The organism is Acidimicrobiia bacterium (assembly GCA_041676705.1).
In the GTDB taxonomy this organism is placed as follows: Bacteria; Actinomycetota; Acidimicrobiia; order Acidimicrobiales; family SKKL01; genus Actinomarinicola.
On record JBAYRL010000005.1, the window covers coordinates 122,252 to 136,641 of the forward strand.

16 protein-coding genes are annotated in these 14,390 nt (G+C 54.8%); 9 read left to right on the forward strand and 7 right to left on the reverse strand.

The window, feature by feature from the left end:
* Positions 1-46: 46 nt before the first annotated feature.
* From serS to WC184_09365, 5 genes are read left to right on the forward strand one after another with little or no spacing between them, the layout of a single operon-like run.
* A complete protein-coding gene (gene serS, locus WC184_09345; GenBank protein ID MFA7478081.1) occupies positions 47-1,336 on the forward strand; it encodes a serine--tRNA ligase in 1,290 nt (429 codons plus the stop codon).
* Entirely contained in the window at positions 1,336-2,442 is a 1,107-nt protein-coding gene (locus WC184_09350; GenBank protein ID MFA7478082.1) for a betaine/proline/choline family ABC transporter ATP-binding protein, read from the forward strand. Before serS ends, WC184_09350 begins: the two co-directional genes overlap by 1 nt.
* Positions 2,443-2,456: 14 nt before the next feature.
* Complete coding sequence (locus tag WC184_09355) at positions 2,457-3,143, forward strand: ABC transporter permease (GenBank protein ID MFA7478083.1); 687 nt, start codon at positions 2,457-2,459, stop codon at positions 3,141-3,143.
* Positions 3,143-3,874 (forward strand): ABC transporter permease, encoded by a 732-nt coding sequence (locus tag WC184_09360; GenBank protein MFA7478084.1) that lies wholly within the window; start codon positions 3,143-3,145, stop codon positions 3,872-3,874. The genes WC184_09355 and WC184_09360 overlap by 1 nt, the downstream gene beginning before the upstream one ends.
* Before the next feature lie 19 nt (positions 3,875-3,893).
* A complete protein-coding gene (locus tag WC184_09365; protein MFA7478085.1) occupies positions 3,894-4,925 on the forward strand; it encodes a glycine betaine ABC transporter substrate-binding protein in 1,032 nt (343 codons plus the stop codon).
* 118 nt (positions 4,926-5,043) lie between these two features.
* On the opposite strand, the gene WC184_09370 is transcribed toward WC184_09365, so the two are convergent.
* The 3 genes from WC184_09370 to WC184_09380 are packed head-to-tail and all read right to left on the reverse strand — an operon-like array spanning position 5,044 to position 7,466.
* Complete coding sequence (locus tag WC184_09370) at positions 5,044-5,982, reverse strand: LLM class F420-dependent oxidoreductase (protein ID MFA7478086.1); 939 nt, start codon at positions 5,980-5,982, stop codon at positions 5,044-5,046.
* Positions 5,983-6,001: 19 nt separating this feature from the next.
* Positions 6,002-6,880 (reverse strand): cytochrome c biogenesis CcdA family protein, encoded by an 879-nt coding sequence (locus WC184_09375; protein ID MFA7478087.1) that lies wholly within the window; start codon positions 6,878-6,880, stop codon positions 6,002-6,004.
* A gap of 13 nt (positions 6,881-6,893) precedes the next feature.
* Positions 6,894-7,466, reverse strand: a complete 573-nt coding sequence (locus WC184_09380) for a TlpA disulfide reductase family protein (protein MFA7478088.1) — start codon at positions 7,464-7,466, stop codon at positions 6,894-6,896.
* 104 nt (positions 7,467-7,570) lie between these two features.
* On the opposite strand from WC184_09380, the gene WC184_09385 reads away from it, so the two are divergent.
* Positions 7,571-8,362 (forward strand): acyl-ACP thioesterase domain-containing protein, encoded by a 792-nt coding sequence (locus tag WC184_09385; GenBank protein MFA7478089.1) that lies wholly within the window; start codon positions 7,571-7,573, stop codon positions 8,360-8,362.
* Positions 8,363-8,373: 11 nt separating this feature from the next.
* On the opposite strand, the gene WC184_09390 is transcribed toward WC184_09385, so the two are convergent.
* Positions 8,374-9,552 (reverse strand): MBL fold metallo-hydrolase, encoded by a 1,179-nt coding sequence (locus tag WC184_09390; GenBank protein ID MFA7478090.1) that lies wholly within the window; start codon positions 9,550-9,552, stop codon positions 8,374-8,376.
* A 22-nt stretch (positions 9,553-9,574) separates the two neighbouring features.
* The gene (orn, locus tag WC184_09395; protein MFA7478091.1) at positions 9,575-10,147 is read right to left on the reverse strand and encodes an oligoribonuclease; all 573 of its coding nucleotides are present in this window, start codon (positions 10,145-10,147) and stop codon (positions 9,575-9,577) included.
* Between the two features lie 54 nt (positions 10,148-10,201).
* On the opposite strand from orn, the gene dut reads away from it, so the two are divergent.
* A complete protein-coding gene (gene dut, locus WC184_09400; protein MFA7478092.1) occupies positions 10,202-10,642 on the forward strand; it encodes a dUTP diphosphatase in 441 nt (146 codons plus the stop codon).
* Here dut and WC184_09405 read toward each other — a convergent pair.
* Both WC184_09405 and WC184_09410 read right to left on the reverse strand, forming a co-directional pair.
* Positions 10,639-10,764: a hypothetical protein gene (locus WC184_09405; protein MFA7478093.1), complete on the reverse strand. Its 126-nt coding sequence runs from the start codon at positions 10,762-10,764 to the stop codon at positions 10,639-10,641. The two genes, dut and WC184_09405, sit on opposite strands and share 4 nt — an antisense overlap.
* Positions 10,745-11,758, reverse strand: coding sequence for a cyclase family protein (locus WC184_09410; protein MFA7478094.1), 1,014 nt, complete (start codon positions 11,756-11,758; stop codon positions 10,745-10,747). The genes WC184_09405 and WC184_09410 overlap by 20 nt, the downstream gene beginning before the upstream one ends.
* Positions 11,759-11,814: 56 nt before the next feature.
* Here WC184_09410 and WC184_09415 point away from each other — a divergent pair, with 56 nt between their 5' ends.
* Together WC184_09415 and WC184_09420 are read left to right on the forward strand one after the other, a co-directional pair.
* Complete coding sequence (locus WC184_09415; protein MFA7478095.1) at positions 11,815-12,240, forward strand: hypothetical protein; 426 nt, start codon at positions 11,815-11,817, stop codon at positions 12,238-12,240.
* Between the two features lie 18 nt (positions 12,241-12,258).
* Positions 12,259-14,373 carry a S9 family peptidase gene (locus WC184_09420; GenBank protein ID MFA7478096.1) on the forward strand — a complete coding sequence of 705 codons (2,115 nt, stop codon included), beginning with the start codon at positions 12,259-12,261 and terminating at the stop codon, positions 14,371-14,373.
* Positions 14,374-14,390: the final 17 nt, after the last annotated feature.

The window sequence follows — 14,390 nt, forward strand, 5'->3', positions numbered from 1 at the left end:
CATCATAGTGGGTGTGAGGGCGGTGTTAATTGCTAGCGTTTAGGTCATGCTGGATTTGCGCCGGGTAAGAACCGACCCCGAAATCGTGAAGGCTGCACTAGCGCGTCGTGGTGACGATGGTGTGTCTATCGACAACTTATTAGAGCTCGATGCTACACGGCGGTCGTTAGCCTCTTCTCGGGATGAACTGCGAACCCAAGTGAATGCCATCTCTAAAGAAGTGGGCCAGCTGTTTCGCGACAAACGCCAAGATGATGCCGCTCAGCTGCAGGCGAAAAGCCGTGAACTTGGTGCGAAAGAAGCTGAGCTAGATAGCCAAGTGGCCGAAGTAGAAGCGAAAATCCGTGAGGTGCTGCTGGTTCTGCCCAATCTGCCTAGCGACGATGCCCCTGATGGGGCCGGCGAACAAGACAACGTAATTTTACGGGTCGAGGGCTACGACGCCGCTAACTATGCTCCCCACCAGCGGGTACCGCATTGGGAAATTGCCAGTGAGCTGGGCTTGCTCGACCAAGAAGCCGCCGGTCGTATTTCAGGTGCCATGTTTTCTATGTACCGCGGCGAAGGTGCCCGTTTACTTCGAGCGATGATTCAATACTCCCTCGACCAAAACGGTGACGCCTACGAAGAAATTCGCCCACCAACTCTGGTACGTACTGACACCATGATCGCCACCGGCCATCTGCCGAAGTTTGTCGATGAGGCCTACCACATGGAACGCGACGAACTTTGGGCTATTCCCACCGCCGAAGTGCCCCTAACCTCGCTAGGTCGTGACCAGATATTTGAAGAGGCCGACCTACCAATGAAATTTATGGCCCATACCTCTTGCTACCGCCGTGAGGCTGGTGCGGCTGGCCGCGACACCCGCGGGGTGCTGCGCAGCCATGAATTCGACAAGGTGGAGTTGTTGGCCTACGCCGCCACTGCCGAAACGGCTCAGGAGGCCCAAGCCGATATTTTGGCTCGCTCAGAAGCTATTTTGCGTGACTTGGGGCTCGCATATCGGGTATTAGACTTGTGTGCTGGCGACATTGGAAATTCGGCTGCTCGTACTTGGGACATTGAAGCCTACGCGCCTGGTTGCGATATGTGGTTGGAAGTCTCATCGGTATCGTGGTTCTCGGACTACCAAGCTCGGCGTGCCAACATCCGTTTTCGTCCGTCCGCCGGTGGCTCTCCTGAAGTAATTCACACCGTTAACGGTTCGGCTATGGGCTGGCCTCGCACTTGGGCGGCGGTGGTGGAAACACACCGCCAAGCCGATGGCACCATTTCAGTTCCCGAAGTGTTAAGGCCCTACATGCGTGGCACCGAGGTGATTGGACCTCGCTGATGAGCGCGGATGAGGTAGCGATCCGGCTCGACTCGGTCACCAAAGTGTTTCCGGGCGCCACCACCGCGGCTGTTGCGTCGCTTGACCTCGAAATTCCGGCTGGTCGTCTGGTGGTCTTTGTGGGACCTTCGGGTTGCGGTAAAACCACCACGCTTAAAATGATCAACCGACTAATCGATCCCACCTCAGGCACGATTTCGGTGCTCGGCAACAATATTTTGGAACTCCCCAAGCATGAACTGCGTCGCCAAATTGGCTATGTGATCCAGCAAATTGGGCTGTTTCCTCATCGCACCATCGAAGCTAACATTGGCACTGTCCCCAAACTTTTAGGTTGGCCAAAGCGACGCATTCGTGAGCGGGTGGCCGAGTTGGTGTCATTAGTCGGCCTTGATCCGGAAATGATGCGGCGATATCCAAGTGAACTTTCCGGTGGTCAGCAACAACGGGTCGGTGTGGCCAGGGCCTTGGCGGCTGACCCACCGATCTTATTGATGGATGAGCCATACAGTGCTGTTGATCCAGTAGTTCGTGCTCGACTACAAAGTGAGCTGCTTGAACTTCAACGGCGGCTGAACAAAACCACGGTTCTAGTTACCCACGATATTGATGAGGCCATTCTCCTTGGTGATGAAGTAGTTCTCTTTGAAACCGGGGGTATTGTGGCGCAACAGTGCACCCCGGCAGAACTATTAGCGGCACCTGCCTCACCCTTTGTTGAAGAGTTCTTGGGTAAAGAACGGGGCTTGCGGCGGCTTTCATTAATGACCCCGAATGACATTGAAATCAGTTTGGACTGGACCGTGCAGGCCAATGCCACGGCGGCTGAAGCCTTAGGGGTAATCCAAGACCAAAAACTTGATTGGGTGGCGGTAGCTGATGGAGATCAGCTGTGCGGCTGGGTTTGGGAGGATGAAATACGTGGACTCGATCGAATGGGCGACGCAACCATGCATTCATTCCGAGCGGTCGTCGATTTAAACACCACCTTGCGTGCCACCCTTGATGAGATTGTAAATTCCAAGACCCGGGTGGCGGTCGTGATAGATGATGGGCGCTATTTAGGCATGGTGACCGTGGCGGCTATAAGCGAGGGCATCGCCTAGTAGGGGCAATTGTTGTGAACGAATTTTGGCTTGTCGCCCAAGCATCATTGCGAGATGAGTTCATCTCGTGGCGTTGGGTTGGCGACCACCTAGACCTGGTGTGGGAACGCACCATCGACCACCTTGAGTTGACGGCTTTTGCGGTGGGGGTGGGTTTAGCGATTGCGCTGGCCTTAAGTTTGGTGGCGCTGCGTTGGCCTAAAACCTACCCGCCCATTACTTGGGTCACAGGCTTCTTTTACACCGTGCCGTCGCTAGCGTTGTTCGCTTTCTTGGTCTCGATTACCGGTCTCGGCTTCACAACCTCAGAAATTGCGTTGGTTAGCTACACCCTGTTGATTTTGGTGCGCAATATTGTGACGGGGGTTAACAGTGTGTCGCCAGCAGTCATCGAGGCCGCTGATGCCATGGGCTATACGCCGCTGCGCCGATTCATAAGTGTGGAATTACGATTGGCGACCCCCACCATAATCGCCGGGGTTCGAGTGGCTACGGTGACGGTGGTCGGTCTAGTGACCATCACCGCCTTAGTGGGGATGGGGGGTTACGGCCTTTTTATTCTTGATGGTTTGCGCCGTGAATTCTCCACGCCCATCGTTCTAGGAACGGGACTCTCCCTCGTTCTAGCGGTACTGCTTGATCTGCTACTGGTGCTGTTGGAGCGGCTTTCGACCCCGTGGGCGAAGCGAGGTGCCCCATAATGCTCGACTCGTTTTCGGAGTTTTGGAACTACATAACCGAAGCCTCAAACTGGTGGGGTCGAAACGGTATCGCCAACCGTACCTGGGCTCATGTTCAGATTTCGGTGATAGCAACGGCCGTGGCCGCCGCCATCTCGATTCCACCGGCGTTGGTGCTCGGACATATAAAGCGTGGAGGTGTGTTGGCAGTCTCATTGGCCAACATCGGCCGGGCGCTACCCAGCTTTGGCATTATGGCATTAGCCGTGCCGTTCTCAATCCGTTGGGGGTTCGGCTTAGGGTTTTGGCCGACCATGGTTCCTCTGGTGCTCTTGGGGATCCCACCGGTTTTTACCAACACCTACACCGGGGTGCGCGAGGTTGACCCGGCCATAGTCCAGTCGGCTAACGGTATGGGACTGCAACCCTTTCAAGTGCTGGGCCAGGTAGAGCTGCCAATCGCGTTGCCATTAATTGTGAATGGTTTACGCATCGCGGCGGTTCAAATTGTGGCAACCGCTACACTTGGTGCGTTGATTGGTTTCTCTGCGCTCGGTTCTTTCATTACCGAAGGTTTGTCGCAATTTAATGACGGCAAATTGTTGACCGGGGCTTTCTTGGTAGCAGTGATAGCTGTTGTGACCGAGATGGCTTTTTCGGCGCTCGAGAAGGTGCTCACCCCTTGGCAACGCCAACGTGCTCGAGCACTGGCACCAAATCACGGTTCGAACAACAACCCCAACGGCAAATAATTGCCGGGAAGGAATAATTATGACTACTCGACGCCGAAGCTTGCTTCTGCTGGTTTCATTGCTTGGGGTACTTGGCCTCATAGCTGGTGCCTGCAGTAGCGATGACGACGACGCTGCTGGCGACGACGGTACTACCTCAACCACCGCAGCGAACAACGATGATAACGGTGGTGAAACCGACAACGGTGCCGGAGGCGATGTGGTGGCCTCTGACCTGCGCCTAGGTGGCCCCCCAGATTGCCCCACCAACCCGTTCTGCATTCCTGGTTTGGAAAGCGTTTACGGCGTTGACCTCTCAGCGAACTTTGTTTCCCTTGACGGTGCCGGTCCGTTAACCGTCGCGGCACTTCGAGGCGGCGAAATTGACGTAGCAGTTTTGTTTTCCACCAACCCGGTGATTGCTGAAGAAGGTTGGGTAGTGCTCGATGACACCGAAGGTTTGATCAACGCCGACAATATAGTGCCGGTCGCCTCGAACGAGCTTGATGAAGCCTACGGTGATGACCTAGAGAATGTGGTGAACGCCGTTTCCGCCAAACTCACCACCTCCGAGTTAACCGAGATGAACCGTCAGTTCGAAATCGAGCTGCTAGACGCCAAAGACGTGGCAGCTGATTGGTTAGAAGCACAAGAGCTTCTTGGTAACGATGGGGAAGCCAAAGATGGCCCCACCATTGTGATTGGTTCCCAAGACTTCAGCGAAAGCGAGCTGCTGTCACAGGTTTATGGCCAAGCCTTAGCCAGTGTTGGCTTCGATGTTAAATATCAGGCCCTCGGCGGTTACCGTGACATCGTCTTTTCGTCGTTCGACCGTGGAGACATTAATTTCACCGTGGAATACGTAGCTTCAGCGCTCGAGTTCCTAAACCAGAACGCTGGGGAAGCAACCGGTAATGTTGATGAGACCTTGGAGCTATTAATTCCTTATTTGGAAGACCAAGGGGTGCGTGCCTACGACGCTGCTCCGGCTGTTGATAGCAATTCGTTTGTGGTCACCCAAGAGACCGCCGATCAATACGGTTTGAAATCGATTTCCGATTTGGCTCAGTAATCCCACTTAGGCTGAAAAGCCCTAAGACTGATTAAGTTAGGTGGATAGTTCGCTGAAATAGTCAGCAGAACTATCCACCTTTTGTCTTTTGTCGCAAGGGCGGATGAATAGGTTGTGGCTACCAGCGTGCGACTTCAGGCATCACGGCTTGCGCAATCAGACCTAGGTGTTCGAGGTCCTCTAAGTCGAGCACTTGGAGATAGAAGCGCTTCGCTCCAGCATCGGCATAGGCACGAAGCTTGGCGAGCACCTCATCGGGGGTGCCCGCCGCACCGTTTTCACGAAGTTCAGCGCCTTCTCGCCCAATGTTGGCCGCTCGGCGAGCAAAGCTAGCTTCGTCTTCCCCGCAACAAACTACCAACGCCGCGGAATGCAACAAGGTGGCCGGGTCGCGCTCAATCGTTTCACAAGCGGCGTTCACACGGTCGTGCTGCTTGGCATAGCGATCAAGTGGTGTGAAGGGTTGGTTGAATTCATCGCCAAAGCGCGCCGCCAACGCCGGGGTGCGTTTAGGCCCACCGCCGCCAATTATGACGGGCGGACGCGGCTGCTGGTGTGGTTTGGGCAGCGCTGGTGAATTGGTCAATTGGTAATGCTTACCTGGATAACTGAACCGCTCACCAGCTGGGGTTTCCCACAGTCCAGTAATTATTTCTAGCTGCTCGTGAAGGCGCTCAAAACGCTCGCCGAGCGGCGGAAAAGGAATGCCATAAGCGGTGTGTTCCTCTTCGTACCAACCGGTACCAATACCAAGTTCAACGCGACCACCGCTCATCGCATCAACCTGAGCCACGCTGATCGCCAGCGGGCCAGGCAGTCGAAACGTCATGGCTGTTACCAAAGTTCCCAGGCGGATTCGTGAAGTCTCACGGGCTAGGGCAGCCAAGGTCAGCCAAGCATCCGTTGGCCCCGGTAAGCCCGACATGTTGCCCATCTTTAGGTAATGGTCGGAGCGAAAGAAAGCATCGAAGCCTAGGCGCTCAGTTTCTTTGGCTACGGCTAGAAGTGTGTCGTAGCTCGCGCCTTGTTGCGGTTCGGTGAAAATTCGAAGGTCCATACTTTCGAGTATGGCGCACCTAAGCTTCGGTGTTTGTCTTTTCCGGGGTGCTAGGCGATTTAGTGCCAATAGTGATGACCAAGGCGATGGCCACCACGGCACCTAGAACAATGGCCAAGCGTAGACCACCAACATTGGTAATAAGTTCTTTGAAGTTGGCGCTTAGATTGGTAACGAAGTCGACCGGCCCACTTGGCGGCGGATTCAACGGATCAGCAAGTACCCGCACTTCCCAATAGCCGTAATAGGTGAGGTAGAGACCTGCAATAACTAGCAAGACCCCAGAGATCTTATTGACGTAGGCCTGTAGCGACCGAAGACGTTTGACCAGTCCACCTTTAGCCAGTGCCAATGCCATGGTCACCGCCGAAAGGATTAGGCCCATGCCTGCCGCATAGACCACGAAAGTAGTTACCCCCGTGGCAAGGTTGTTGGCTTCAAATGCGTTCGCCATCACAGGCAAGAACAGTGGCAAAGTGCATGAGAGCGACGCGATGGCATACGAGATACCGAATAGAAACATCGATGAAAGCTCTCGACTACCAGTACCCATTTGCACCATGGGCAAGCGCACCGAAAGTTCAAAGCCCAACAACATTGCAATACCGAGGGCCACCAAGCCCACCCCAATAGCAAGAGTTACCCAAGCCAGGTGGTTGTTGATGGAAAGTGAGAGCTGTGTGATGGCCAACCCGATCACACCAAAAACACCCACAAATCCAGCCGTAACAGCCAAGCCAACGGCCAAGGCTCGTAGCACCCCAGCGCTCGTCTTCTCGGGGGCATCTTCAAGCCCAAGGAAGTAGGAAAGATAGGCGGGCAGCATAGCGAAGCCACAAGGGTTCACGGTTGAAACCATGCCCAAGGTGAACGCGTACGCCAGCTGCGTGCTGTTCATGGCTGCCTAGCCCTCACAAGATCAGCTCGTCGATCATGGAGCGCAAAGTTTTGGCATCAAGGGGACCGGTATGGACCTTAACCACCGTTCCACTACGGCTAACAAAGGCCGTGGTGGGCAAACCAAAGCCATCAAGGTCGGCCATCATCGTGCCCGATGGATCACGGCCCAACAAATACGTGACCCCGGTGGCGTCAATTACTTTTTGACCTTGTTCAGCCGACTCTAGGTGACTAACTCCTAAGAACTCGACCTCGCCATCCAGCTCTTGATAGACCGATTCAAAGGCTGGCATCTCGGCCAGACAAGGGGCACACCATTCGGCAAAAAAGTTAATAACTAGGGGAGTTCCCAGAAATTCCGCAGTGTTGGCCTCGGCCCCATCAAAAGTTTCATAAGGCAGCGCGACGGGCCGACCCTCAACGTCGGCGTTATCGTCTAGCGCTGGGTCGGAGAGGTTTACAACGTCGTCAGCTTTATTGGCGGCCGTGTCGTTGTCCGCCAAGGTGACAAAGGTGAGAAGGCCAGCTGCCACAGCGGCAATTACAGCCACGGCTAAACCGGTTAGCAAATGGCGAACCTGCATGCCCCAAAGGGTGCGGTTAGAGCTAGGCACCATCGACCTCCATATCTCTTAAGGTTAGTGGGTTAAATGCAACATGGGTAACACGGTTAGGTATCGTCGCAGCTATGAGTTCACCGATCGGGAAACTGCCAACCTCTAACGGTGAGATGGATAGTGAGATAGACATGGTCCCAATTCCTTCGCGGGGTAGAACGTTTAGCGCGAAGCGAATGGTGCGGCTAGGTGATGTTTCGCCGAAGGGCCGGTTAAGGCTCGATGCAGTGGCTCGGTATGTTCAGGACGTTTCAAACGACGACACGGTCGACGCGGGGTTGCGTGATGACATGTCGTGGGTGGTGCGTAAGACCGTGATAAACGTGCACCGGGAAGCAATGTTACGAGAGTCCTTGAGGCTTACCACTTTTTGTGGCGGCACCGGTAGCCGTTGGGCGGAACGCCGGGTGTCGATTCAAGGCGAAAATGGTGCGCATATCGAGGCCTCGACGTTATGGGTGCACCTCGATTCTGAAACAGGCAGACCCAAGAAGCTGCCGTCTCAATTTCACGAAATCTACGACGAGGCGGCCAATGGTCGAGTGGTACGAGCACGCCTTAGTCACCCCGGGCGTGATGACGCTGCCGATAAAACGGTTGCGTGGCCGTTACGTTTTTGTGACTTCGACGTCTTGGGGCATATGAACAACGCGCTGGCTTGGGCGGTAGTAGAAGAGGAACGTTCTACGGTCGGTGGTTTTGCTGTTCCTTATCGAGCCGAAGCCGAGTATCGGTTGCCGATCGAGCGTGGTGCCCAGGTCGAATATGCCGTGAAGCACGATATAAACGGCGGCCTACAACTCTGGTTGGTGACCCCAGAAGCCGATGAGCCGCTGGTGAGTGCGCTAATCGCGCCGCTTTAGCCTGCGTTCAATTACTCAGACACCAAATACTGCAATTCAGTGCCAGTGTCACGTACTTCGGCGCGTCCCGTGACGCGCAGATGTTCGAGATGAGCGTAGGTTTCACTATCAGCCAGACGACCCCAGGATCGAGGTTTGAACAGCTTGGTGGAATATTGAGAAACGGTGGCCCAACCGAACTCTCCAGAAGCTTCGCGCAATAGCCCGAGACGTTCTTGGTGGTGGTCAATCACGGCTTGGGCACGCTCTGCTAGGTTGGCGAACTCTAGACCGTGTGCGGGCAGAACTTTGTTGACCCCTTCTAGCTCTCCCACGGCTTCGAGCGAACGAAAAAAGTCGCTCAGCGGATCGACCACACTACCCAGACCAGAAATGTGTGGAGTGATGGTTGGCAATACATGATCACCGGAAATAAAGGTGCCAGTTTCTGGGTCTAGCAAACACAGGTGGTCATTGGTGTGCCCCGGGGTGAACACTCCCACCCAGCGCCGTCCGCCTAGCTCAATGCTTTGTTCATCATCGATACGGTGGGTGGGTCTTGGAACTGCACCCATTCGGCCGCCCACAAAGCGTAAAAGCCGGTAGCGCAAACGCTCTTTAGCCGGAACGTAATCGGGAGAATCTTGGTGCCCCTGGCTGCTGCCCCAGGGCAACTGGCCGGGCCAGGGATCGTTGCTCTTGTGGGTGGTGTTGGTCTCGTTGTCATTGATCGGGTTCACCACAGCCTTGGTGGTGGCAGCACCAATATCGTCGGTCGTGATCTCATCGATTTCTTCGTCGCGGTCGAAATACGTACGAAAGTTACGATGGGTCACAACTCGTGCTCCGTAGTCCTGGTGGAGCCGCCCGGCTTGGCCAAAATGATCAGGATGAGAGTGGGTAATCACCACGGTATGCACCCGCTTCACTGGTAGGTCAGCGGCTTTGAGGCGTTTGGTGAGCTCTCGCCAAGATTTGGGGCCGGGTAGACCCGGATCAACTAGTGTGATGCCCTCTTTGTCGGGCATGGCATAGCAGTTCACATGTCCTAGCCCGGGGATAGAGATGGGCAGCTGAACTCGAATTACACCAGGGCTGACTTCTACGGCCTCATCTTGTGGTGGCTGGCGCTCTTCACGGACAACGCCTTGGGTTGTGGCCCCGTGGCTGTGATCGTGCTGGTGGCCGTGTTCGGCTGAATTTCCCCGCATTAAAACGAGCTTAGGTCAATTCTTATGAATTTGCGCCCGGTGATGGCGGTGGTGGCAGTTCCGGTGACACAAACATGTAATGCCGATAAAACCGGAGCTCGTTGATGCTTTCTTTAATGTCATCCAGCGCTCGATGCGCCGTTTCTTTGCTGGGTGCCTTTTTAAAGATCGATGGGTTCCAACGTCGGGCCAGTTCTTTAATGGTGGAAACATCCACCGATCGATAATGCAAGAACTCCTCTACTTCGGGCATGTACTTATAGAGGAAACGCCGATCGGTGCCAATCGAATTGCCACAGAGCGGCACGGTACGAGCCTCCGGAATATGTTCTTGCAAGAAGGCCAGCGTTTGGGAAGTGGCATCGGCCAGGGTCACTTCCGACGATTCAATCCGAGGGATGAGACCACTTCTGGTGTGCATGTTCACCACGAAAGGGTCCATTTCGGCCAGCTCATCTGGTGAGGCGTGAAGAACTAACTCTGGTCCTTCGGCAATTATCTCTAGTTCATCGTTGGTGATGAGGGTGGCAATCTCAACAATTACGTGGCGTTCTGGGTCAAGCCCAGTCATCTCAAGATCCATCCAAACCAGCATTGTTGCGATGCTAGGCGTTCTTGGCGTCGCGCTCTAGCGGTCTAGGGTACATACATGCTTCACGTGCCAATTGTGCGTCTCGACCCCAAGCTTGCACTGCCCGCCTATGCCCGCGGCGGAGATGCTGGTCTTGACCTGGTCGCTAGTGAAGATGGAGTGGTGGATCGTGGTGGTGGCCGATTACTGGTCGCCACCGGCATGGCCGTGGCTATACCACCTGGTCACGCCGGTTTTGTGCTGCCTCGGAGTGGCTTAGCGCTGAATCACGGTGTCACGCTTATGAACTCGCCCGGCCTTATCGATGCTGGTTATCGAGGTGAGTTGAAAGTGATCTTGTTGAACACCGACTCCCACAATGATTTCGTGGTTAGCCGCGGTGACCGGATCGCCCAACTAGTAGTACAAAAAGTTGAAGAAGTTGGGTGGTTACCGGTGGCTAGTTTTGTCGAAGAAACTGAACGCGGTGCCGGTGGTTTCGGCCACAGTGGTCGCTAGAGCACCATCAGATAAGTAGCGATAACCAAATCGGCGAGAGCGCCTGAAAAGAGCACCTCAACACCGTCGAATGAAACGCCGTTAAAACGTGAGATCGAGCGTTTAACGAATGACCAACGCATTGGGTGGGCTGGCCACGCCTTGGCGAAGGTTCAACGGTGCCGAGGTGAAGAACCCCTCATAGGTGCCGGTAGCCGCGCAATCATCTGCTAGTGCATCCAGCTCGAAAAGTTCACCAATGGGAATGCCCAGAAGCGGCAGAATCCGCTGGTGAATGAACAGCTCCACGCTGGCACCTGGTCGGCCGCGAATGGCAGCAATTTCATCGGCACTATGTAGGGCACCCGGAGGCCACACCTCAAGTGAAGGGTTGTCGGCTGCCACCGCCGCCACGTGCAGATCCCACAGCATCTGAGCGGTGCTTTCGTCGGGGTGAAGCCCCGGGTTGGTATGAGATGGGCCCATAGCTTGGCGCTCGTCTTGGCTAAGTTGGCGGTACCACCCCAACCAACCGGTACGGATTAATAAAACATCACCTACCTGCGGCTGGGTGCCTTGGCTCTCTAGTGTGGCCAACACCTCTTCGGCGGTAATGGGGTCAGCTTTGGTGTGATCAATTGGGCGGCCCTGAGCGTCACGCCATAGGGCGACATCGGCCAGAATGGCACGTCCAGCCAAGCCTCGTTCCGCCCATGCGTCTATACCGTGAAAGCCTTCCGCGGCACCGCTGTACCAGCCATGGAGTGGATGGCGGATATGGCGAAAGCCATCCCACTGCGACGAGCCCTGCGTATTCCACCCGTGCAGCACGTCATCGTGGCTCGGGCCATCATCACCACCAGTCACCTCGTGGGTAAAGGGTTGACGATTAAAAAGCGGCGGATCGGGCGTGGCCATATCGGCGTTAAGGGCGAAAACTCTGCCCAGCTTTATGAGCTCGGCCGCGGCCGTGGCGCGCTCGGGGGTTAGCAGGTTCAGACAGCCGAACCGGTCGCCTTCACCCCACATTCCCCACGATGAGCCTTGGGGCGCACCATCGACTACCGGAAGCTCAGTGTAGGAAGGCAATATGCTTCGGTCAGAAGCGACCGGCCCCACCTCATCTTGCCAGCTCATTGGTTGTGCCCCCTTAAAGTCGTTGTAGCGATAGGTTTGACTCTACGCTAGGAAACATGAGCGTGCCGTCGGACACCAGCGATGAAGTTCGTTTGGCCATTCCCGCGCATCACGAATACGGGCGGATTGCACGCATTGCTACGGCAACCTTGGCCCTACGTTTAGGGTTTTCCTACCGCGAAGTTCAAGATTTGCGCTTGGCTGTCGATGAGACACTTATTCTGCTGCTCGGCCAAGACGAACCATGGCCCGCGGTAGAAGCCAAGAAGAACACAGACGCGGGCCGGGTCGAGATTCGATTTGTGGTGACACATCACAAAATTCAGATTCGATTGGCCGCCGATTTCGCCACTCATATGACTGCGGAATCCAAAGAACGGTATGCCATGTTTATGGCCGATTTGGTCGACGAGTGGTACCTGAGTGACGACGAACGGTCATTAAGGCTGCATAAAGTACACGACGCTAGCGGGGTCGATTAGCGTTTGAGCGTGAGCAACATGCACGTTCCCCCGAGGCCCAAAAAACTACCCAGTGAACGCCTGTTTCATGGCGATAAATTTATTGACGATTACGCCTGGCTGCGCGATAAAGCAAATAGCGAAGTAATTGAGCATCTGCAGGCCGAAAACTCATACACCGCCGACATGATGGCTCACACGGTCGAGCTGCAAAACAAGCTCTTTCAGGAGATAAAAGGTCGAGTTTTAGAAACCGACCTTTCGGTACCACTGCGTTTTGGGCCCTGGTGGTACTTCGGCCGAACCACCGAAGGTGAACAATATCGACTCCACTGCCGGGTCCCAGCCGAAGGCGGCATGCTGCGAATCTCCGATGTGCCTCCCAAGATAGAAGCTGGGGTACGAGCGCTTGATGAAGAGATACTGCTAGATGAAAACCTACTAGCGGGAGATTCGGAATACTTCGCGTTGGGGGCCTTCGAGCTGAGTATCGATCATCGCTTCTTGGCTTATGCCACTGACCATGATGGATCGGAGCGCTACACGCTACGGGTGCGTGATTTGGCAACCGGTGTCGATTTGGATGACGTTATTCCTGAGGTCACCTACGGAGTTGCCTGGTCGGACGCGGCTGATTACCTCTTCTATGTGAAAGCTGACGAGGCCGAACGGCCCTATCAACTTTGGCGTCACCGCATAGGCACCGGAAGCGATGTTGACGAATGTGTCTACACCGAAGAAGACGAGCATTTTTTCTTGTCTATAGAGCGGTCTAAAGATGATTGCTATTTAGTGATGCACCTCGGATCTAAGACCACCGATGAAGTCTGGATTCTGCCTGCTGACGATCCCACGGCTTCATTCGAGGTGGTTCAGCCTCGCGAGGCCGGTGTTGAGTATTCGGTGGAACATCAAGGCGATCGGTTCCTCATTTTGACCAATGCCGACGGTGCCGAAAACTTCAAGCTCATGACGACACCGGATGATGAACCCGGACGACGTTTTTGGAGCGAACTTATTCCACACGATCCTGAGGTGAAGCTCACGGCGCTAGAGCCTTTCTCTCATCACCTGGTTCTGCATGAACGACGTGACGGCCTGTCGGCACTTCGGGTGCTTGGTTTAGATAACGGTGCCGATTACTACCTTGAACAACCAGAACAAGTGAGCACTGTTTATGCTGGTGGCAACGCCGAATACGACACTTCCGTGTTGCGTTACGGCTACACGTCGTTGGTCACGCCTTCATCCATTTTCGATGTCGACTTGGGTAGCGGCCAACGAGAATTGCGTAAACAACAGCCAGTTTTGGGTAATTACAACGCCGCTGACTACGTGACGCAACGGTTGTGGGCGTTGGCTGATGATGGCACCGAAATACCAATATCGGTGGTAGCTCGCGCCGATCGCGACTTGAGCGAGGCTGGGCCGGTTCTGCTCTATGGCTACGGCTCGTATGAAATACCCATCGACCCCAGCTTTTCTTCGGCTCGGCTGAGCTTATTAGACCGGGGTTTCGTCTTTGCTATTGCCCATATTCGCGGCGGCGGTGAAATGGGTCGTCGCTGGTATTTGGAAGGTAAAGAACTAAACAAGCGCAACACCTTCACCGATTTTGTGGCTTGTGCAAAGCACTTGATCAACCTGGGCATGACCGACCCCGCGCATCTCGCCATTAGAGGAGGGTCAGCTGGTGGGCTGTTAATGGGTGCCGTTTTGAATCTGGCCCCAGAGCTTTTTGGTGCGGTTGTGGCAGAAGTTCCATTTGTGGATGCGTTAAACACCATTTTGGATCCGTCGTTACCTCTAACGGTCACCGAATGGGAGGAGTGGGGCAACCCATTGGCGGATGCGGAGGTGTATGAATATATGAAGAGCTATTCGCCGTATGAGAATGTGGTGGATTCTCGTCTGCCAGCAGTTTTAGTAACGGCGGGGCTTAATGACCCTCGGGTTTCTTATTGGGAACCAGCAAAGTGGGTGGCCAAGCTGCGTGAACACAACCAGGGTAGCGGCCGAATCTTGTTGAAAACCGAGATGGGGGCGGGTCACCAAGGCCCATCAGGTCGTTATGATGCCTGGCGAGACGAAGCGCTGGTGTTCGCGTTTCTGATCGACACGGTTGGCACACCGGAAATTGCGAGCACCACCTAAAACTTTTTGCTTGATGA